The 21413-nt window shown below is 45.0% G+C and carries 20 protein-coding genes and 1 other RNA gene; 6 read left to right on the top strand and 15 right to left on the bottom strand.

The annotated features are described in order from the left end of the window. Nucleotides 1-254 precede the first annotated feature (254 nt). Nucleotides 255-734, top strand: a complete 480-nt coding sequence (locus G434_RS15385) for a helix-turn-helix domain-containing protein (protein WP_000972910.1) — start codon at nt 255-257, stop codon at nt 732-734. Nucleotides 735-888: 154 nt separating this feature from the next. On the opposite strand, the gene G434_RS15390 is transcribed toward G434_RS15385, so the two are convergent. The 8 genes from G434_RS15390 to G434_RS15425 form a co-directional block, all read right to left on the bottom strand. Further along, a complete protein-coding gene (locus G434_RS15390) occupies nt 889-2172 on the bottom strand; it encodes a helicase-related protein (RefSeq protein ID WP_001323185.1) in 1284 nt (427 codons plus the stop codon). A gap of 38 nt (nt 2173-2210) precedes the next feature. After that, the gene (locus tag G434_RS15395; protein WP_001323186.1) at nt 2211-3413 is read right to left on the bottom strand and encodes a DEAD/DEAH box helicase; all 1203 of its coding nucleotides are present in this window, start codon (nt 3411-3413) and stop codon (nt 2211-2213) included. Between the two features lie 234 nt (nt 3414-3647). After that, nucleotides 3648-4871, bottom strand: a complete 1224-nt coding sequence (locus G434_RS15400; RefSeq protein ID WP_000087769.1) for a hypothetical protein — start codon at nt 4869-4871, stop codon at nt 3648-3650. Beyond that, complete coding sequence (locus G434_RS15405; RefSeq protein ID WP_000238828.1) at nt 4864-5850, bottom strand: ComEC/Rec2 family competence protein; 987 nt, start codon at nt 5848-5850, stop codon at nt 4864-4866. The genes G434_RS15400 and G434_RS15405 overlap by 8 nt, the downstream gene beginning before the upstream one ends. Nucleotides 5851-6522: 672 nt before the next feature. After that, on the bottom strand, nt 6523-8592 hold the full coding sequence (locus G434_RS15410) for a DUF927 domain-containing protein (RefSeq protein ID WP_001305743.1): 2070 nt from the start codon (nt 8590-8592) through the stop codon (nt 6523-6525). A gap of 35 nt (nt 8593-8627) precedes the next feature. Then, entirely contained in the window at nt 8628-8843 is a 216-nt protein-coding gene (locus tag G434_RS15415) for an AlpA family transcriptional regulator (protein ID WP_000857967.1), read from the bottom strand. 334 nt (nt 8844-9177) lie between these two features. Continuing rightward, nucleotides 9178-9540 carry a helix-hairpin-helix domain-containing protein gene (locus G434_RS29745; protein ID WP_224110749.1) on the bottom strand — a complete coding sequence of 121 codons (363 nt, stop codon included), beginning with the start codon at nt 9538-9540 and terminating at the stop codon, nt 9178-9180. Between the two features lie 238 nt (nt 9541-9778). Then, nucleotides 9779-10318 (bottom strand): hypothetical protein, encoded by a 540-nt coding sequence (locus G434_RS15425; RefSeq protein ID WP_001287065.1) that lies wholly within the window; start codon nt 10316-10318, stop codon nt 9779-9781. A 283-nt stretch (nt 10319-10601) separates the two neighbouring features. Here G434_RS15425 and G434_RS15430 point away from each other — a divergent pair, with 283 nt between their 5' ends. After that, nucleotides 10602-11582: an IS5-like element IS5 family transposase gene (locus G434_RS15430; protein WP_000019400.1), complete on the top strand. Its 981-nt coding sequence runs from the start codon at nt 10602-10604 to the stop codon at nt 11580-11582. Between the two features lie 386 nt (nt 11583-11968). Further along, the gene (locus tag G434_RS15435) at nt 11969-13141 is read left to right on the top strand and encodes a hypothetical protein (RefSeq protein WP_000362947.1); all 1173 of its coding nucleotides are present in this window, start codon (nt 11969-11971) and stop codon (nt 13139-13141) included. Nucleotides 13142-13490: 349 nt separating this feature from the next. Here the strand turns inward: G434_RS15435 and G434_RS15440 are convergent, their stop codons facing one another. The 4 genes from G434_RS15440 to smpB all read right to left on the bottom strand — a co-directional run bounded on the left by G434_RS15440 (nt 13491) and on the right by smpB (nt 16610). Further along, a complete protein-coding gene (locus G434_RS15440) occupies nt 13491-14135 on the bottom strand; it encodes a hypothetical protein (protein WP_000203580.1) in 645 nt (214 codons plus the stop codon). Nucleotide 14136: 1 nt separating this feature from the next. Next, nucleotides 14137-15384, bottom strand: coding sequence for an integrase domain-containing protein (locus tag G434_RS15445; protein ID WP_001125947.1), 1248 nt, complete (start codon nt 15382-15384; stop codon nt 14137-14139). A 166-nt stretch (nt 15385-15550) separates the two neighbouring features. Next, nucleotides 15551-15913, bottom strand: a transfer-messenger RNA (tmRNA) gene (gene ssrA, locus G434_RS27360). 214 nt (nt 15914-16127) lie between these two features. Then, on the bottom strand, nt 16128-16610 hold the full coding sequence (smpB, locus tag G434_RS15450; RefSeq protein WP_000162574.1) for an SsrA-binding protein SmpB: 483 nt from the start codon (nt 16608-16610) through the stop codon (nt 16128-16130). Nucleotides 16611-16780: 170 nt separating this feature from the next. Here smpB and ratA point away from each other — a divergent pair, with 170 nt between their 5' ends. Together ratA and G434_RS15460 are read left to right on the top strand one after the other, a co-directional pair. Further along, nucleotides 16781-17218, top strand: a complete 438-nt coding sequence (gene ratA, locus G434_RS15455) for a type II toxin-antitoxin system toxin RatA (protein WP_001300750.1) — start codon at nt 16781-16783, stop codon at nt 17216-17218. Continuing rightward, nucleotides 17208-17498: an RnfH family protein gene (locus G434_RS15460; protein WP_001117840.1), complete on the top strand. Its 291-nt coding sequence runs from the start codon at nt 17208-17210 to the stop codon at nt 17496-17498. Before ratA ends, G434_RS15460 begins: the two co-directional genes overlap by 11 nt. Nucleotides 17499-17559: 61 nt before the next feature. Here G434_RS15460 and bamE read toward each other — a convergent pair whose 3' ends face one another. The 3 genes from bamE to nadK form a co-directional block, all read right to left on the bottom strand. Further along, the gene (gene bamE, locus G434_RS15465; RefSeq protein ID WP_001203437.1) at nt 17560-17901 is read right to left on the bottom strand and encodes an outer membrane protein assembly factor BamE; all 342 of its coding nucleotides are present in this window, start codon (nt 17899-17901) and stop codon (nt 17560-17562) included. Nucleotides 17902-18049: 148 nt separating this feature from the next. After that, nucleotides 18050-19711, bottom strand: a complete 1662-nt coding sequence (gene recN, locus G434_RS15470) for a DNA repair protein RecN (protein WP_000880915.1) — start codon at nt 19709-19711, stop codon at nt 18050-18052. 85 nt (nt 19712-19796) lie between these two features. Then, complete coding sequence (gene nadK, locus G434_RS15475) at nt 19797-20675, bottom strand: NAD(+) kinase (RefSeq protein ID WP_001059169.1); 879 nt, start codon at nt 20673-20675, stop codon at nt 19797-19799. Between the two features lie 122 nt (nt 20676-20797). Here nadK and grpE point away from each other — a divergent pair, with 122 nt between their 5' ends. After that, complete coding sequence (gene grpE / locus G434_RS15480) at nt 20798-21391, top strand: nucleotide exchange factor GrpE (RefSeq protein WP_001296310.1); 594 nt, start codon at nt 20798-20800, stop codon at nt 21389-21391. Nucleotides 21392-21413: the final 22 nt, after the last annotated feature.

The following is a 21413-nucleotide window of genomic DNA, read 5'->3' as shown; positions in this document are numbered from 1 at the left end:
ATGGCTCATACTGCTTTCTTTGTTATCCCCGCTTGTGGCGTGTTTTTGTGAACTGAGCGGTTTTCAGGACGAGCGGATGCGTGGCAATTCTGCCCTGAGTATGCGATGCTCAGCAGTTGGGTTTGCAGAGGGTGATTGTCTGCAATGTGTACAGATAGATTAGATCGAAAATTAGACAAATTAAAGTGATAAATATCTAATTTTCGATAGTTCATCTGTTTTTCTTATCATTCATATGGTTACAAAATCGGAGTATGATGATTAAGAGTGAATTTAGTGCCAGATTAGAGAAACTTCTCGCTATGACAGGCGATTCCATGCGTGATCTGGCACAAAAATGTGATATCCCGTACTCTACGATCCGTGGATATGTTGCCGGAGATTCGCTTCCGAATGGAATTGAGCAACTTCAGAAGATCGCTCATGCTACTGGAGTTAGTCCGGCTTGGTTACTAGGTGAGGAAACAGGTCAATCTCAAGATAGCGAACGAGTAAAAAGGGAATTAGGTCTACTAATGACTTTGGCTGAACATTTGTCTGATGAACAGCGAGGTATATTTATAAAAAAGATGCTAAATGCTTTGCTCTACCAAGTTGAAGGTGTTGAACGAACTTCAGATGAAGAAAGAAAGATGTTATCGGCATCCTCTATCGAGTTGGCCTTAAAAATCAATAAATTACCAATCAACAAGCAACTGGCTATTTACCATGATTATAATTTAGATGATGATTAATCATTCGGTTAGGTTACCAGTATACCGCGTTAAATATAAAATGATATTTTATACCCCGTATAAAAATCCTTATGAAATTCATGTAACGAGAAGATAAATAGGTTATATCATTACAACCTATTTATCTTTCAAATTATTATTTATCATGGCTGAATTATAAATTCAACCATGATAGTTCTCTATCAATTACACTGTGCTTTTCAATCTTAGCTCTTAATTTCTGAGTGTTTATTTGCAATGATGTCTCATTTGTTTTGAATGTAACACACTCTTTGTGCTTTGCTATAATTTCAATTGCGGCTAAACGAGAGAAACCAAACTCTTGAAGTTCTATGATGTTAGTATCTAATGTTCCATATTCTAAATAAGGTGAAAGATTAATGCCTGCATTTTCATCGCCGTGAATTGATTGACATAGCTGATAAAAATGAGCAATACATGTTTCAAGTTTAAAAGTAACTTCAGATTCAATGCATTGTATTGCCTCCATTATTTTTGCGTTTATATGATCAGGATTGGTTTTATCAAATTTAACCCATCTATAGCTAATAGGATCTCTAACTGAATTGCTATATTTAATAGCGTTTGATATTAATAAATTCAGCGTATTACCCATGAGCCACGAATAAGTCACAATGCACAGTTGGTTTAATGAATCAGGGGTGTTACGCAGGCCATATATTTCATTTATTGTTTCCAAATAATTGAAAACATCCTCTCTGCTATAAGAACGCAATAATTTTTCTTTGTTTTTAGCATTGAGTTGGGCTTTAGCGTGTATGGATGTTGAGAATATATGATTTTCTGAAAAGGTCACTTTATCTATTTCAATAATTCTATTACGATCAAGATGTTTTTTTCCTGAATCAATAAGCATAAACCGAATCTTTTCATTAAAGGTATTTAAAATTCGCCCTATATAACCTTTATCTAAATAAGTTAATATTTCTGATAGAATAAGTGAGCTGAGTTGAATAATGTCATTAGTTGGAGATTTAACTTTACCATCAAAATAATTTAATATTTTTTGATGGCGTAGTAATGTTGAGTTTATTTCATCCTCTATAATAACATTATTACCTAGGCTAATTTTAGCATCTGCATTGCTCCAGTTATTATCAGCGGTATTCAGGCATACTATGTTACCAGTCAATTCACTTCTGTATCTTCCAGCTCGCCCCGCCAGATTCCAAAAATCTAATCGGCATTTTTTTTCATCGTTAACAGTCTTTTTAGGGAATGGATAAATAAAAACATTCTTTGTGGGTAAGTTTACCCCTTCAAGTAAAGTTGATGTGCAAAAGATAAAATTTATTTTCTTTTTGGAATATAAGTCCTCTATTCTTTTTCTTATAAATAGAGGTAGTGAACCATGGTGAAATGCTATACCATATTTTAATACATGAGCTAAGTTAAAATCTTTATGAATATACTCCATGATTATTTTTGACTCGGAAATAAGTTCATCGTCTGTTGTTATCGATACTTTTTTTCCCGAATTAAATACTCTAGAAATTCGTTACATTTCCTTATACATTCTGTTTTACTTGATACGTAGATAAGGTTTGACTTGGATTGTTGTGCTAATCCTCTGATTATTTCAAAGTCATTTTGATAAGCATTATTTACATTGAAATTAATTTTTTTATTTAAAATAGAATCAAAATAGACAAAATTATTATCTTGATAATTTGCAAAGTACAAATCTTGATTTACCGGAGATTCTTTAATACATAAACTTCTTGTTTTCTTGCTATTCGGTATATTAAATGTTTTGAAAAACACATCAGGATTGGAAATTACTGGGCAGGAAAAAATGACTTTTAATTTACCATATTTTTCTATGGAGTTATTTATTACTTTATATAGGGTTATAGCTCTATTATTCTTTTTGTCAAGTACTTTATGAGCTTCATCAATAAATAAAAAGTCAACATCCATATTATCATAAGACTTTTCATATAAAAATGAGTTATATCTTTCTTGTGTAAACACCAATATATTTTTACTTTCTTTGTCAACTTGTGATACGGATTTACTTACATTTATATCTTTCACGCCTTTTTCATTGAGTATAGATTTTAAGTCAATTAGATATTCTTCTAATAAAGCTTTTGTTGGAAGGATGAAAATAATTAGTTTATTATTTTCAATAAGATCAACGGCAGCATGTTTAATCAAGAATGATTTGCCGAGGGATGTCGGGCCAGAAAAACTAAAATAATCATTCTGCATGATCTCACTGTACACATCACATTGTCGATTAGTGAATATGTACTCAGAACCATTTATACGATTTTTTATTTTTCTGTATTTGCTAGAAATTTCATAGGATAATGGTAGTTTTATATCACTATCAGTAAATACTTCCTCAGCGGCAAAAAGTCCAAGTTTGCTAAGGATGGATTTTGTCAGTAATTGGCAACTATGATCTTCTTTATAAAGATCATATATTGCAGATATTATTTTTAACGCTAGGTTTCGATCTTCTTCTTTTTCGGAATTAGATAAAAAATCGCTGAATTTTAGCAATTGTTGATATTCACGCTGAGTAATGGGGTTGCTGCTAGTTGGATTGAATAGATTCTTTGAAATAGATATCAATAGTTTTTCATAACAGTAACTAAATCCGTCACTATTTTTTATTCTATTGCAGATATAATTAATAGCATCATTCATAATTATTTATCAACCTTTGCATTAACCCTGATAATTCATCTTTATTATTAGTTGGAAATATTAATAGATTTATAGATATTCCATGCTCAAGATAATCTAAAATGTTGCTGTCTAATTCTTGACACGCTTTCTCAACAATGGTAATAATTTCATTTTTAATTTCTGATTTATCTTTTATTAAATAATGGTCCAAAGGAATTACATGCAATAATGAAATTCTGTCGATTGAATCAGTTAATCGCTCAAAAAAATCTCATATAAAATTTCGCATTGTGCATCTGTAAATTTTTGATTAAGAAAAGACCTCTCAATTATTGAATTTTTATTTAAGTTATAAGTATTTATATTGTGTAACAACTCAGTTAAAGTGCCATTTATATCTTTAGGAAGATCATCTCCTCCACCATAACATGATATTATGAGCTCAATATCACCAGAAGTCATTTGTTTAAAATGAATATGATGATAATTATTATCATCAATGCTAGTGGAATAAATATGAGGTGCTGATAATATCGATTCAGTTAATTTGCTAGTTAATAATTTATTAGCTGGTTCTAAATGAGATTTGTTGAGTATAATGTTTGATGCAGCGATTATATTTATATGATCACTTCTACTAACATTTCCAAAAACATAATAAAACTTACTTTGAATTAATGCATCAGCAATTGGTGTCAAATTAAAATATGGTATACCTTTATAAGATGAAATAAATATTTCAATTTGGAGTTTGTCGCTAACAAGCACTTCTCCAATCTTTGAAAAATTTTTACTAAAAGTATCATCTAGTTGAAATTGGAGTTTTTTACCCAAGAATACTTCACAGCCGAAAAAGTTATTAATTTCTTTGAAATCAATATCATGTAATATTTCTGAACCTAAGTCATTATTGGTTTCATTAGTTGTTATTACTGCATGTGCGGTTAAAACATCTTTTTCTGGAGAATCAAAAACTAATGAACCTGAAATTCCATAATATTCTTCACTTTTCTCAATCAACTCAGGTGTTGCATCGGAACATATATTGAAATAACAAATCCCATCTAATAAATCTGGCTCATTTAATAAAATTCTGCCAGGCTTATCACATTTACTCTTGTAACCATAAGTATAATACTTTTCTTTTTCTATCTTTCCTATCCTTAAAGGATAATTAGATACCCCATCCACTTTGGTGATGACAATATCTTTGTTTTCAAGACTGAAATAACTTATTGGCTTTAGCTTCTTATTTCCTTCAATTTCAAAAGATATATTGTCAATATTTAAATCTTGAGTGCATAAACGGCAACAATTCTGAACATTATCAAGAAATTCTTCACAATCTGACTGTCTAGAACAAAGGCCGTGCTTGGATGAAATTACAAAAGAATCATCCTTGGAGCTTGCTTTGAAAAAATAGCCACTTGATTCCGAATCATTGACTTTTATTTTTACAGCATTTTTTCTACTCATAGATTAAAGTATTAACTCCATTTTCAGAATGGGTTGCAGTAATGCCGAAGCCTAATAAATTTATTTGATTGAGTAAATTTATTATCTCCTGATTGCTGCTACTCATATGAATTTTAGGTTCTTGTTCATGTATTAAAATTCTTGCAAGAGTTAAATTATTTGGATGATTATGCTTGGTTTTATTCGCACATATGATATATTCTGTTGTACCAATTAACTTCAATAACCGTGAACTCGTGTTTTTTTCACTACCATGATGTGCTAACTTAACAACGTTAAATGATATTTTTCTATTGGCACAATGATTAGCCATATATGAGTAGATGTCTTCTTCGTGTGCATCACCAAGGAATAATCCACAAAAATTCCCATACTCAATCATAAATGATAAACTGGTTTTATTAGTTGCCGATGGATCCTTTACAAACATATCATTTCCATTGCTTAGCAACTGCAGTGCTTCTTTAATACTATATTTTTCAGATGAAGATGATATTTTAATTTCTGTGTTTTTACGCTCTTGTTGTTCTAAATATTTTAAAAGGATATTTTTTGAAGGAGTAATAGGTGTTATTTTTATATTTCTGATTAAAATAGGAGAGTCATCTGAAGTTAGTGTCGAAAAGACAAAACTTCCATCTTTCACTATTCTATCAAGATTTATATCTTGTTTGGTCGATATTTTATTGCTTGAATTCTTTATTACATGTTTAATGTTAGATAAACTATTGAATACAAATCTCTTGATGTTTATTTTATTTTCAATTAGGTATTTGAAACCACCGATATGGTCATCATCATTGTGAGTTACAAAAGCGATATCAACAGACTCGCCATTCAGAAGTTCAGCTAACTTGGCTGAAATTTTTTTTCTATACCTAAATGTACTTGGGCCAGCGTCAATTAACAATTTGACACCATCGCAGTCTACTAACAAGCAATCACCATGTCCGGCATCTAAAATGTGAATTTTAACCATTACTTGGTTTCCAGAAAGATGTATAAGGTTATTTTATTATATAAATCACAATGAGTCCTCCTGTGTTTTTATACACTATATTGGGTGTCGATATTTGACATGTGGCGTCCTGAAATTAATACAACACAATGATTTTTAACTCAAAAATTTTAAAAGGATTTCTGGGCAAAACTTGGTTTTCTGTATATTTTTTGACCGATTTGTGATTTGTGAGATAAGCTATCGTTAAATCCCTCTGAAATCTAGAAAACATTCTATAGAGAATTTTGCTATCTAATCCAAATCATGTTGAATGGTAACTTTGCACTCCATCATGTAAATGGTACGAATATAAAAATATAGGTTATCCATTTAAGAGTAAGTCCGTTCCCCTTATTCTCTCTTCCTTTCAGCCTTTGCTTTTGCAGTCCCTTTTCGCCATTTTCATTTCTTCTGTTTTTAAGGTGGTACAGGTGGGACAAGTGGTACAACCGCGCCAGCCGTGGCTTTGCGCTGTACCACCTGAAAAATACCAGTCAGAAAAGTGGGACAGATTCAGCAACGGCTGTCCCACTCTGTACCACTTTTTTTAAACCAAATTATCTAAAGTGGGACGCTGAAACCCGCGCCAGCTCTGCGTGTACCACTTGTCCCACCCTGTACCACCTTTTTTTAAGACACGCGAGATGGCACTCAGATACTGAGGATGCGGGAGGTGAGGCGGTAGACTCTGGCTTTGCCGATCTCCGGCAGGCGAACCTGCGACTGGTATTTCCCGTCGCTGCCGGGCAGCAGGCATTCCGCTTCCTGGCATAATCTGGCCGCTCTGGCAGGACTGAATCCCCGGCATATTTCCCGCCAGCCCTCAGGCAGGATGAAGAACAGCGTGTGTTCCTCGCCCGTCAGCGGATCTTTTTCCACCCGGCGAAAGCCTGCCATATTCAGCGGGCGGTCCGGGCCATCCCACGAGGCAAAGCGGCTGTACTGGTGCGCGGTAATGAACCGCTTGATCTGCGCCAGCACGCCTTCATCTTCCTGGTTGGCAATATGGCCGCGCTCGTTCAGCCAGGCGTGAAGGCAGATCTGCACCGCCCCATACGCCGAGCCTTCCTGCCAGCCCGTGATACCGTTCAGTGTCGCTATCTCCCCGGCCACCGCCAGCAGGGCAAAACGGGCCACGATGCGCTGCACCTGGTTTCCGGCGTTGTCCGGCATCAGGGCGGTCTGGTAGCGGCGAAGTAACTCTCTCGCCAGCGTGGTGCTGGCGTCCAGGTCGCTGGTGAGGAAGGCCAGCCAGGCACGAAAGGCGGTGCCGTGGAAGCGGGCCACCCGGTCGCAGAGAGTATCGGCGAACTGCTGGCCGCTGGCAAACCCGTGCAACTGCTCAAACGAACCATGCTGCCCGGTGTCGCTGGGGATTTGTACCATGCGCACGTCCATCCCGGCGTAGAGGCGCTCCCCGGCGCATTCGGTGTGTTCCGCCAGCGACAGCTCCCCGGTGGAGAACAGCAGCAGCGTCCAGTGCCTGCGGTTACGCACTTCGCCATCGGTGCGGGCGCGCCCCTTGCCCTGTCCGTTCGCCAGCATATAGGCAATCATCCCGGCCTCACGCGGGTCCACTTCGCGCAGTTCATCAAGTGGCAGCAGGGCATCGTTGTGGCGGCTGGCAATTCCTTCCAGCGCATTCCCGGTGGCCCGCCAGGAGTGCCAGTAATCCGTCCCGCCACAGACGGAAGCGGCCACTTTCATCACCGTGGTCTTACCGTCAGTGGACTCACCGCGCAGATGAAAGCCTCCGCCGCCCGTTCCTGTCAGGCGCAGCAGCGGGGCGGCCAGCGCACAGCAGACGGCAAAGACCAGCCGTGAATTGCCTGCACAGAGCGCGGCGACCTGCTCCTGCCACTCTGCCAGCGTACCGGATTGTGCAAAGCCGCCAGTCAGGTAGTGGCTGCCCTGGAGAATGACGTTGTCGCCATCGGGACCGATAACCTCATCCGGCAGCACGTACACGCCGTTGTGCCAGCCGGTTTTCTCCGCGCAGGTGACCCGGCGTCCGGGGAGTGACCGCGAGATATATTCGCACAGCAGACTGCGCAGGGCAGGGCGGGTGGAGATATAGGTCAGGCCGTTCTCCAGCAGAATGCGCCTCAGCTCCTCGCCGTTGCCGCTGAGCATCGCCATCGGCATGGCCCAGCGCCGCAATTGCCCGGTGGTGGTGTGCCATTCCAGCAGGCGGCCATAGCTGCCGTCATGGCTGTCGCAGGTGATGGCAGTGACGCGCAGAGGGGAACAGATGCGCTGGGGCTGGACATCGCTTTCACCGTCGCGCCGTTCGGTGAGCTTATCAAACCACAGTGCTTCTTCATCGAGGCGGAAGTGATCCGGCAGGATGTCAGAAGGTCTTTCCTGTCGCAGGCGTTCAAGCTGTCCGGTCCAGTTCTCCAGTAACTCACCGTCAGGGGTCATCAGCCGGGCCATCTGCACGCCCGCGTGCGCCAGTTTTACGGCAATTTTCAGCAGCTCTTCTTCACTGATATCGCCGGTGCGAAGTACCCGGACGTAGAGCGTGTCGGGCCTGATAATGGTCAGATTGCTCAGATCGGCCAGTTCATCCGGGCCGAGTACCATCGGGGGAACATCATCTTCCCGGTCGGGATCTTTTCGCCACACGTGTGAGGTCTCCCATGCCAGGCTTCCGGCAAGGATCACCACTTCGAGCGTGCGGTCCGGAGACTGCTTACAGAGAAAAGGGGCGCGTTTCATGACGGGGTATCAGTCGGCTCATCCCTGAGCGTGGATTAACGGATGGCGGCGCGGCGCTGTTGCCACTGACGGATTTCAGCAGCATCGAAGACCACCAGTCGGGAAGAGAGGTGGACGGGGCGGGGAAAGTCGGTGTTTTTAATCAGGCGGTAAACCGACGATTCACTCATCGCCAGAAACTGGACTACCTGCCGCATACGCACGTTGCCGCTTTCGGGAAAAGCATCGTTACTGTCTGCACTGGTTTTCATGATTGCACCTCACGGGACGGGAACAGAGTGTCGGAGCGGTTATAGCGCGGAACGATGAGGGGAGGTATAGGCCCGGATAAAAAAGTGGAGTCCGGATAGAAAATCATTAGTCCGGGAAGATATTATTTCCCATCAGGACTAATGATTTTTCGATAACAAATTGAAAATGCAAATGTTGTATTTTATCCCCATCCTGTGGGAGTCAGATATGTTTAGGCCTACGGATGGCAATGCACGAGTACAAACATGTTACAACAGGTGTTGCTGTCTCACCGTTAACTGTCATCGGCTACGTTGCATAGATAAAAGGCCGGGCACAGCCTTGGTGTTAATTCTATCCATGGCGCACCTTCAATCCACCTTCTGTTTGTAACTCGTTAAGAGCCGACACATTGAGCGGATGACGGAAGAAGTTATACGTATTGACAGCTACTGCCTCATTAAGAAGGTTATAACTCATCAGAGAATCTATGCTGGCACCATACAAGGCCTCAAGATTACTGAATCTTTTAGCTAGTAACCAGGCTTCTTCTTCTTCCACACCATAGATACCGCAGGCAAAAAGTAACTCTCCGAGTTGTACATCTTTGGCCTGCTCTATCCCTCTGCATATGATGGAAGCCAGTTTAGGCCCAGATTGATCAAGCCCAGTTAGTTTGCCTGCTGTCATCGAGAACATGTCCAGTGGTTTTTGCACATAGCATTTCTCGACAAGTTGTTTGAGCATGGTCTGGCCTAATTGGTGTATATGGACGCCACGAGGCTCAAAGAAGCGCCAGCAAGCGGAGTAGGGACTTCCTGAATTTAGAAGCCCATAAGTGTTTTGAGTACACGTAAGATGGATGCTCATGTGATAACTCGATGATTTCATCTGGATATAGTTACTAAAAAGGCACTCCGCCAAAAATTTGGAATGCCTCCTACTGTTATATGTCTTAATCGTACCAGTCATTATCGACATTTGAATTAACAGAGGTCAATTCCAGACTATTTTCTACGAGGCTCCATACATTGTCGCGAAGAAGTAGCTCCATTTTCGCAACAATTTCAAAGGACGAACCAGAGAAAGGGCGTTCAGAATCTTGTTCACCCTGATAATCAAATATGACTTGGACGACCAGAATGCCTCGCTTTGGGTCGTAATTTATGCTTGTTGCCTCCAGATTCTCTATGCTAAAACCATAGGCGTTTGTTTCCGCTATGTCGCCGGAGAGCATATCTTCCACCTCGCGGTCTATGGCATAAAAAATCTCATCGCGATAAATCACATCCTCTTGAGTATCTTCGCCTATTGCAGCGAAAACCAGCCGTTGTTCTAGCGGGGCACGTTTTGCGACTTCGGACAGCTCATGGTAGCTGGTGAATTTCGCGTCACGGGCAACGATTTCGAGTGCTTTGGAAAGCTTAATTTTCTGAATGCGAGCCAGCTTTTTAGCGCACGTTTTAAGAATGCTTAGGTATGAATAGTCAGACATGGCTGTACCTCCAATAAAGTAACGCTTTGGATACCGATAGCCTGCTAACCGGGCAGCGTCATAATGGATGGCGGCCAAGTATTTGGTATACTTCTGAACGATGGGCTATTGCTTTGCGAGACAGGCGCCAGGTGACCATCACCACCTAGATTCATCCTATCTAAGTCATAGTTTCGCGTCAAATTTGTGTTCGCATATTTTCTTTGTGCTATTAGGGAAGGTGCGAACAAGTCCCTGATATGAGATCATGTTTGTCATCTGGAGCCATGGAACAGGGTTCATCATGAGTCATCAACTTACCTTCGCCGACAGTGAATTCAGCAGTAAGCGCCGTCAGACCAGAAAAGAGATTTTCTTGTCCCGCATGGAGCAGATTCTGCCATGGCAAAACATGGTGGAAGTCATCGAGCCGTTTTACCCCAAGGCTGGTAATGGCCGGCGACCTTATCCGCTGGAAACCATGCTACGCATTCACTGCATGCAGCATTGGTACAACCTGAGCGATGGCGCGATGGAAGATGCTCTGTACGAAATCGCCTCCATGCGTCTGTTTGCCCGGTTATCCCTGGATAGCGCCTTGCCTGACCGCACCACCATCATGAATTTCCGCCACCTGCTGGAGCAGCATCAACTGGCCCGCCAATTGTTCAAGACCATCAATCGCTGGCTGGCCGAAGCAGGCGTCATGATGACTCAAGGCACCTTGGTCGATGCCACCATCATTGAGGCACCCAGCTCGACCAAGAACAAAGAGCAGCAACGCGATCCGGAGATGCATCAGACCAAGAAAGGCAATCAGTGGCACTTTGGCATGAAGGCCCACATTGGTGTCGATGCCAAGAGTGGCCTGACCCACAGCCTGGTCACCACCGCGGCCAACGAGCATGACCTCAATCAGCTGGGTAATCTGCTGCATGGAGAGGAGCAATTTGTCTCAGCCGATGCCGGCTACCAAGGGGCGCCACAGCGCGAGGAGCTGGCCGAGGTGGATGTGGACTGGCTGATCGCCGAGCGCCCCGGCAAGGTAAGAACCTTGAAACAGCATCCACGCAAGAACAAAACGGCCATCAACATCGAATCCATGAAAGCCAGCATCCGGGCCAAGGTGGAGCACCCATTTCGCATCATCAAGCGACAGTTCGGCTTCGTGAAAGCCAGATACAAGGGGTTGCTGAAAAACGATAACCAACTGGCGATGTTATTCACGCTGGCCAACCTGTTTCGGGCGGACCAAATGATACGTCAGTGGGAGAGATCTCACTAAAAACTGGGGATAACGCCTTAAATGGCGAAGAAACGGTCTAAATAGGCTGATTCAAGGCATTTACGGGAGAAAAAATCGGCTCAAACATGAAGAAATGAAATGACTGAGTCAGCCGAGAAGAATTTCCCCGCTTATTCGCACCTTCCTTAGTGCTTGAGGTTCCCTCTTTATAGCGCAGTCGTAGGTATTTAGGCTATATTAGAGAAGTTCATCTGTTCAGACATGATTCATGCGGCTATTTTTCGGTGTAAATAAATTTAATGAGGAAAATATAAAAGAGGTTTTTCTGATGTAGAATACCGCATTACAATTTGAAGCATATGTTCGACAATCAGCGCAGTAAAATACACATGTTTAGTTTTACAAAGTGTTTATAGAGGTAAATAATGGATCTCTTCTCAACAAAAATAGCTAGAAATAAACTAAATCACAATTTTAAAACAATCTACACAGATCCTAAACTTGCTCCTGTTAGGGCGGTGATCCAATCATGGGGACGCGGATTACTGGAACGCAGTGGTGAACAAACTAAATTTATTAACGAATTTCAGACTACCTTTAATTCTTCTATGTGGGAATTATATCTAAATGAGATGTTTATTCGTTTGGGGTATTCGGTTGACTATACAAAAGACAGTCCTGATTTTTGTGTTAGCACGCCATTAGGTTATAAATTTAACGTAGAGGCTATGGTCTCTGACAAGCCCCATAAACCGCCAGTCAGTGAAATTTTCAGTGAAGCTAAGTTTAAGCATCAATCTACGCTAAAACTTCTTGGGAAAATTAAAGATAAGCGCGATCTCTTTACCGGAATTAATGGTAAGAAGTTCCCATACTCAACAATGGAACATGTAATCGGTAAGCCTTTTGTGTTAGCATTGGCCCCATTTGATTCAGATCTATCTTTAACCCAGAATAATACAATCATTAACCGGGTATTGTTTGGCATTGAAGAACCTACGATGAGAGATTTAGTAAATGGTAGGCAAAGAAGGGTTTTATCGATTAAAAAAAATGAAGACACTGAAATACCTTTAGGTATTTTTACAAATGACTCATACAAAGAAATCAGTGCTATCGTGTTTTCAACGACAGGTACTTTTGGTAAGGCTATCGTTCAGAGTCGGGTCGATCGATATGTCCGATATACGAGATTCCGAGCTCTTGATGTGAATGTTTTTATTGCCAATGAAGGTATGAAGAACGAAGGTTCTCATACGAGAAAACTTGGTCCTGACCATTATGTTACTACGAAGCGACAATTCTACAACAATGAGGTTGTTGGCGCGGATATTGTAATGTGCCGAACAAGGGACTACAAGGAAACTCATTTTGATGGTTTGCATGTGTATTATAATCCCTATGCAAGCGTGCCTTTAGACAAAAACGTTTTCTTTCCCCCAGAAATAACGCATAATTTTTATGACATAGAAAATGACATACCTGACCAGCGCCATCCTGATGGTGCATTAGTGTCACGACAGGTATTTGAAATATCTAAAGTCTGTCGAAGACATATAATTAATAACTGGTTCCCAGAACAGTCTAAGGTTCTCTAAGTCGGTCTGGAGAACTTTTTAAGGATATGTAACATACACCGTCAGTGCTGGTATCACACAAGACTTATGGTGTGTGGAAAGGTGCATTCGCTGGAAGCTTGTGCTTTAGTCAGTAAAACGGCTCTGGCTCTGCCAGAGCAGAGTAGGTGATTGATCAAAAATCACTTTAACGTTGTGCTGGGGCGAACTGTCAGATAATTAAATGGCGAACCTTGTCTTTAATTCGAAGAGTTTCAACAGTTAAGCAAGAGAGTGTCTGTTCACATTCTTTCGAGGGGTATTACCGATTAATTTCACATTCCATAGGGAAAGTGGCACTGTGTTCACGTGCGATCTGCAGTGTTATTACCTAAACTTCCTTCTCCCTTCCCATCTTCAAAACCTCATAAAACGTCCCTCGCCCAAGCCCGTCTGACGGTAATTCCCGCTCCTGCGCCAGCTCCTTCAGCTTCCGAAGTATCCGATCCGAAGCCGGTTTATCAGACGTGCCATACCGTCCGTCAGTCTCATCAACCAGAAGCTGAACCAGTAACCAGCAGAGCCTGGCAGTATTCTCCCGTGCTTTGTCGCGCTTATGCATCCCACGCAGGGAAGGTTGTGTGGAAGCAGTGAGATCCGGCAGCGCATCGTCGCCGAGCGTCTTCAGCCACTTGCGGCCACGGCTGTTGCGTGACAGTTTCATCACTGCCTTCAGGCTCCGGGCCTTAATTTCTGGCGGCGTGAGTTCGTCATCAATAAGCCGCCAGGCCAGCGCGAACATTTCATCGGCATAGAACATGCGTTTGTTCGCCGGGGCGCTGACCATGCCCGTTGCTTTGATGGTGCGACTGATGGCGTCGTGCAGGATACGGTAATTTTCCTGATGTTCTTCCGGCAGGGCGTTTGCAGGTTGGGAAGCATCAAGGCCGAGAAGCAGAAGGGCGAGATGCCGCGCTTCCAGCAGCGGCATATCGCATTCCCGTTCAAACAGATTCTGACGAATGGGACTGGTCACATTATTCTCCTTCCACGATCCGCAGCGGTTCTTCTTCACCGAGCAATGCCTGCCGTCTGGCGGCATCAACGTAGTTTCCCCACCACTGCATGAGCGGTCGCCTTTGTTCCAGATAGTCGCTGCGATTGTAGGCCGCTTCGATCTCGTCTTCTTTCTGGTGTGCCAGTGCAGATTCCAGAACTTCACGGGGAAAATGACCTGCGCCCGCCGTTCTGGCGATGCTGCGCATGCCGTGGGCGACCAGCTCACCGCCGAACCCCATGCGGATAAGCGCGGCGTTCGCGGTCTGCTGGTGCATGTGCTCCAGCGGTTTGCGGATGCTGGGGAAGACCCACGGACGATGGCGGCTGACGGGCTCCATGATCTGAAGAACACGCAGCGCCTGTTTGCTGAGCGGCACCGTGTGTGAACGGTTCATCTTCATAAAGGTGTCAGGGATACGCCATTCCGCTTTTTTCATATCGATGTCGCACCAGCGGGCGCTAACGGCTTCGCCGGGGCGAACCCAGGTCAGTAGCTCCCATTCGATAAGGCAGCGTGTTTCCTTGCGGATAGAGGCGTTTTGTAGTGCCAACATTAGTCTGCCCAGTTCGCTGGGGGGAAGGGCGGGCATGTTCTGCTTTTTCGGTTTCTTGAAGCGGGCGACCAGGTTGTCTGCTGGGTTAAACTCGATAAGCTCTTCGGAGATGGCGAAGCGGAAGATTTCATTGAGCCGTGAGATAACCCGGCGCAGCGTTTCGAGGATGCCCTGTTCTTCCAGCGGGGTGAGGTGTTCCTTGAGCATCTTCGGGCGGATCTCGGTGACGGGCGTACTGCCCAGAGAAGGGAAGACGTGCATCTCCAGCGAGCGCCAGACATCTTTGGCGTGATCTTCGCTAAGGTCGCTGGTCCGTTTCTTCTCTTTGAGCCACTGTTCCGCAACTTTTTCCAGCGTGCATTCATTCTGGAGGCGTTTTTCTTCGGCTATTCCTGCTAAGTGTTGACGGGGATCGATGCCCTGCCAGAGCAGTCGTCTGTATTTCGTGCGAGTTTCGCGAGCCATGGCCAGTGTAACGACCGGGTAAGGGCCAAGGCTGGTTTTGGTGCGCTTTTTGGTGACGGGATGATAATACTCGAAATGCCAGGCCTTCCTCCCTGAAGTCTTAACCAGCAAGTACAGGCCTTCACCGTCCCGTAGCTCATAATCCGTGCTACGGGGCTTCGCGCCAGCGATCTCCACATTTGTTAAGGGTTTCAGTTGCTTAGGCATGTTTTAGCACCACGCTTTTTTAGCCCCACGATACCGTGGTGCTAAACATGGTGCCAAAAGGTCAAGATTCATACAGAGATCATGACCACACATGCAACAAAAAAGCCTGCAACTCGTTGAAGTTACAGGCTTTTTTAAGGTTCATGATGCATCATGAATGAATGTTTGGTGGAGCTGGCGGGAGTTGAACCCGCGTCCGAAATTCCTACGTCCTCGGTACTACATGCTTAGTCAGTCTTTACATTCGCTTGCCAGCTGCGGACGGACACGCCACTAACAAACTAGCCTGATTAAGTTTTAACGCTTCAACCCCAGGCAGGGCTTCCACGCGATCTCTTTTGGGTTTGACCTCTCTTGATCCCCGTCCTAAGAGCGGAGGCTAGGGAGAGAGGGCTCTAAGCAGGTTATTAAGCTGCTAAAGCGTAGTTTTCGTCGTTTGCGACTATTTTTTGCGGCTTTTTACGAGGCCAACCGCCCCTCGGCATGCACCTTGGGTTTCGCAAATCCCGTCGAATCCAGAATCAGCCCCAATGTGTAATGGTAAGTATACCAGATTTATGAGCGCCATGACCAGCCTCAATGGCGTTATCGTTAAAGATTTAGCACCCATGTAGCCTGATTTTTATTCGATTAAGCAATGGGATGGCAACATTTGTGTCGGATGTGATAGCCAATAAGATGTTCATTCGCGCCGCCGGAGAGGGAGGCGCGGTGAGGAACTGGTCAATAATTGGAGTGCAGGTTTAACGGTGGGCGTTTTTCATGATACGCGCTTTATCCACCTGCCATTCGCGTTCTTTGATGTCTGAACGTTTATCGTGCTGTTTCTTACCTTTGGCGACGCCGATTTTCACTTTGCACCAGGCATTTTTCCAGTACAGGGAGAGCGCCACTACGGTATAGCCTTCTCGATTGACGCGACCGTACAATGAGTCCAGTTCGCGCTGGTTGAGAAGTAATTTGCGGGTACGGGTAGGATCGCACACTACATGCGTGGAGGCCACTGCCATTGGTGTGATGTTTGCGCCAAACAGGAACGCTTCTCCGTCACGCAGAAGGACGTAGCTGTCGCTGATATTGGCTTTTCCTGCGCGCAGGGATTTAACTTCCCAGCCTTGCAGGGCAAGTCCCGCTTCGAACTCTTCTTCGATAAAGTATTCGTGACGGGCGCGCTTGTTAAGCGCGATGGTCGCTGAACCAGGTTTATGTGCTTTTTTCTTCGTCATAAGCGTCGTGAATCATCGGTAATCTGAAATCGAAAACACCCCATATCAATCCTGCGGGGGACAAGGCTCTATCTTAGCATGAACCCGATGTTACCCAGCGCCGGGATAGCGTTTTTTTTACAGCAGGATAAATGATATTATTTGTTGGATTTTTGTTGATGGAAATTGTTATGCCTCAGATTAGCCGGACCGCACTGGTACCCTACAGCGCGGAGCAAATGTATCAGTTAGTGAATGACGTTCAGTCTTATCCTCAGTTTTTGCCGGGTTGTACCGGAAGTCGGATTCTGGAGTCCACTCCTGGGCAGATGACTGCGGCGGTAGATGTCTCTAAGGCTGGGATCAGCAAAACGTTTACTACCCGCAACCAGTTGACCAGTAACCAAAGTATTCTTATGAATCTGGTGGATGGGCCGTTCAAGAAATTGATTGGTGGATGGAAGTTTACGCCGCTGAGCCAGGAGGCGTGTCGTATCGAGTTTCATCTCGACTTTGAGTTTACCAATAAGTTGATTGAACTCGCCTTTGGTCGCGTGTTTAAAGAGCTGGCGGCTAATATGGTCCAGGCTTTTACGGTTCGTGCGAAAGAGGTTTACAGTGCCAGGTAAAATTGCCGTTGAGGTGGCTTATGCGCTACCTGAGAAGCAGTACCTGCAGCGCGTGACGCTGCAGGAGGGCGCGACGGTTGAAGAAGCTATTCGCGCCAGTGGCTTGCTGGAATTGCGTACCGATATCGATTTAACTAAAAACAAAGTCGGCATTTACAGCCGTCCGGCAAAACTCAGCGATACCGTGCATGATGGCGATCGGGTGGAGATTTATCGTCCTCTCATTGCCGATCCGAAAGAGCTGCGCAGGCAACGAGCAGAAAAATCAGCGAATAAATAACAGACAGAAAAAAGGTGCTCATTGAGCACCTTTTTTAACGTCTTTGAGGGCAACTTTATGATTAGTTACCACTCAGCGCGGGTTTGTTATCAATGTTGGTCAACACTCCGCTACTGTTAAAGGTCAGCGTCAGCGTTTGCTGCGTTACACCTTCATGACCTGGTTGCTGGCGGAAGACATAGAACCAGGTATTCGTACCAAATGGATCGGACATCAGCGGTGTACCCAATGCGTACGCAACTTGTTGTTGCGTCATGCCAACACGTATTTTGGATACGTCGTTAGCGGTCAGATAGTTCCCCTGGTTGATGTCAGGACGGTAAACCACTCGCTCCAGAGTGGAACAGCCTGCGGTCAACATCAATAGTACTGCTGCTGCAGCAGTCAGCGTTTTACAGCGCATAGTGATTTGATTCCTTTTCGGGCCCGAGCAGTACGTGGCTCATCTGTAATATGCCGATGATAATAGACCTTTCATCACTTTAAAACCTTTTGCTTTCCGGTCTTACGGCGTTTTGCTGTTTACTCTGACCGTGAAGCAGGAAAAAAGTTTACGCCGCAAGCAGTTCTTTCGCATTCGCCAGTGTGTTACGTGTGACTTCACTGCCACCAAGCAGGCGCGCCAGCTCTTGTAACCGCGCTTTTTTATCCAGGGATTGCATATGCGTTTCTGTCATCGCACCATCGGTTTCTTTGCTGACAAAATAGTGTTGATGACCACATCCCGCGACTTGTGGCAGGTGGGTAACACACATCACTTGAGTTGATTCGCCGAGTTGACGCAGCAGTTTGCCGACAACTGCCGCTGTTGGACCGCTAATCCCTACATCCACTTCATCAAAAATCAGTGCCGGGGTTTCCATTTTACGCGCCGTGATGACCTGAATTGCCAGTGCGATGCGGGACAATTCACCACCGGATGCGACTTTGGCAATAGGCTGCATTGGCTGACCTGGGTTGGTGGTTACCCGAAATTCAATACGATCAGCGCCGTCAGCGCCCAGGTGATGCTCGTCAAATTTAACATCAATCGTAAACTGCCCATGCGGCATAGAGAGTGCATGCATACTGTCGGTGATCAGCTGTGCAAGTTCTTCTGCATAGTGCTGGCGTTGCTGGTGTAACGCGCGCGCCGTTTCCAGTGCCTGCTGATGATGTTTCGTTACCGCCAGCGCGAGCGTTTCTTGTGAGTCGGCCTGATCGTCCAGTTGCTGCTGTTCTTCCAGTAGCGACTGGTAATACTGTGGCAATGCCTCAGGGCTGACGTGATGTTTACGTGCCAGCGAAATCTGTTTTGAGATGCGTTGTTCAAGTTCAAACAGCCGGTTGGGATCGAGATCCAAACGATCGCAGTAGTGGCGCAGTTCGTCGCTGGCTTCAGCAATCTGGATGGTAGCTTCTTCCAGCATATCAAGTACGCCGGACAGTTTGCTGTCCATGCCAATCAATTCGCTCACCAGTTGTTTAGCCGTGTAAAGCTGACTTTGCAGGTTTGCGTCTTCACCGTCGGCCATTAATGCCAATGCATTCTGGCTGGTGGTCAGCAATTGACCGCTGTTCGCCAGACGTTTGTACTCTTCGTCGATTTGCTCAAACTCTCCGGGCTGCGGATTAAATTCGTTAAGTTCTTTTAATTGGTATTGCAGCAGTTCCGCACGGGCAGCGCGTTCCTGACTTAACTGTTGATGATGCGCGAGGTCACGGCAGCTTTGATGCCACAACTGATAACGTGCGGTCATTTCCTGGAGTAGAGAGGTTTCATTGGCATAGCCATCAAGCAGGAATTTTTGGTGCTCGGGTTTGGTGAGTAACTGATGAGCGTGCTGACCATGGATCTGAATCAGCAACTGACCCAGTTCGCGCAGTTGTGACAGAGGAACCGCTGTACCGTTGATAAAACCTCGTGAGCGACCATCGCTGCTGATTACGCGACGAAGCAAACATTCATGCCCGTCTTCAAGCTGGTTTTCTTCCAGCCAGCGCAGGGCCGCTGGCGTATCTTTCAGAGAAAAACGGGCGCACAGGTCGGCACGAGCAGCGCCGGTACGCACCATGTCGGCTTCAGCGCGACCACCGAGACAAAGGCCGAGGGCATCTATTGCAATAGATTTACCCGCGCCGGTCTCGCCAGTTATTACGGTCATGCCGCTATGAAAATCAATCTCAAGCTCACGAACGATAGCAAAGTTGCTGATGGTCAGTTGTGCCAACATAGTTGTTTTCCTGTATGAAAAACCATTACTGTTATTGTGTACAGTATAAACTGGTTTTATATACAGTAAAGAGGCTGGCGTAAAATTAGAATAATTTTTTTGACCAGCCGAGCTTGGTGCTTAATGTATTGAAATAACTGTAATCTTTCGGATGAATCAGATTCAGATGGTAATCACAGCGACGAATCAGGACATCTTCACCTTCCTGAATCGGCAGTGCTATCTGGCTGTCGCAACTGATTTCCAGGTCGTTACGGCGATGCGAAAAACGCAGACGGATCGTGCTGCTGCTGTTTATCACCAGCGGTCGCGCTGACAACGTATGCGGGAACATGGGCACCAGGGTAATCGCATCCAGAGAGGGGGTCAGAATAGGACCGCCCGCAGAGAGGGAATAGGCGGTGGAGCCTGTTGGCGTCGAAATAATCAGGCCATCAGAACGCTGAGAAAACGCAAAGATCTCGTCGATATACACTTCGAACTCTATCATATGCGCCACTTTGCCTGGATGAAGTACCACTTCATTTATCGCGGTGCTGATGCGCTTTTGGCAATCTTGCTGACAGACTTGCGCTTCCAGCAAAAAACGTTTCTCGCTTATGTAGTGACCTTCCAGCACATCGGCTAACTGTTGCTGGGCGTTATCGGGGTCAAGGTCAGTCAGGAAACCCAGGTTGCCACGGTTGATTCCAATAACTTTAATATCGTAACGGGCGAGCGTGCGCGCCGCGCCCAGCATATTACCGTCGCCACCAACGACTACCGCGAGATCAGCCAGTTGCCCAATCTCCGCGAGCGTGCCAGTTTTCACATTCTTCAGTTGCAGTTCGTGAGCGATTTGTTGCTCAACGATGACCTCGTAACCTTTTGTGCACAGCCAGCGGTAGAGCATTTCATGTGTTGTCAGTGCAGTAGGGTGCCGTGGGTGTCCCACAATGCCAATACACTTGAAATGATTATTCATTTTTCCGAGGTCCTTGTTGCGAAGATTGATGACAATGTGAGTGCTTCCCTTGAAACCCTGAAACTGATCCCCATAATAAGCGAAGTTAGCGAGATGAATGCGAAAAAAACGCGGAGAAATTCATGAGTAGTAAAGAACAGAAAACGCCTGAGGGGCAAGCCCCGGAAGAAATTATCATGGATCAGCACGAAGAGATTGAGGCAGTTGAGCCAGAAGCTTCTGCTGAGCAGGTGGATCCGCGCGATGAAAAAATTGCGAATCTCGAAGCTCAGCTGGCTGAAGCTCAGACCCGTGAACGTGACGGCATTTTGCGTGTAAAAGCCGAAATGGAAAACCTGCGTCGTCGTACTGAACTGGATATTGAAAAAGCCCACAAATTCGCGCTGGAGAAATTCATCAACGAATTGCTGCCGGTGATTGATAGCCTGGATCGTGCGCTGGAAGTGGCTGATAAAGCTAACCCGGATATGTCTGCGATGGTTGAAGGCATTGAGCTGACGCTGAAGTCGATGCTGGATGTTGTGCGTAAGTTTGGCGTTGAAGTGATCGCCGAAACTAACGTCCCGCTGGACCCGAATGTGCATCAGGCCATCGCAATGGTGGAATCTGATGACGTTGCGCCAGGTAACGTACTGGGCATTATGCAGAAAGGTTATACGCTGAACGGTCGTACGATTCGTGCGGCGATGGTTACTGTAGCGAAAGCAAAAGCTTAATTTCTGCTTTCGTAATAAATCA

Source organism: Escherichia sp. KTE172 (genome assembly GCF_000408845.1).
GTDB lineage: Bacteria > Pseudomonadota > Gammaproteobacteria > Enterobacterales > Enterobacteriaceae > Escherichia > Escherichia coli.
This window is presented reverse-complemented; position numbering and strand designations above follow the sequence as displayed.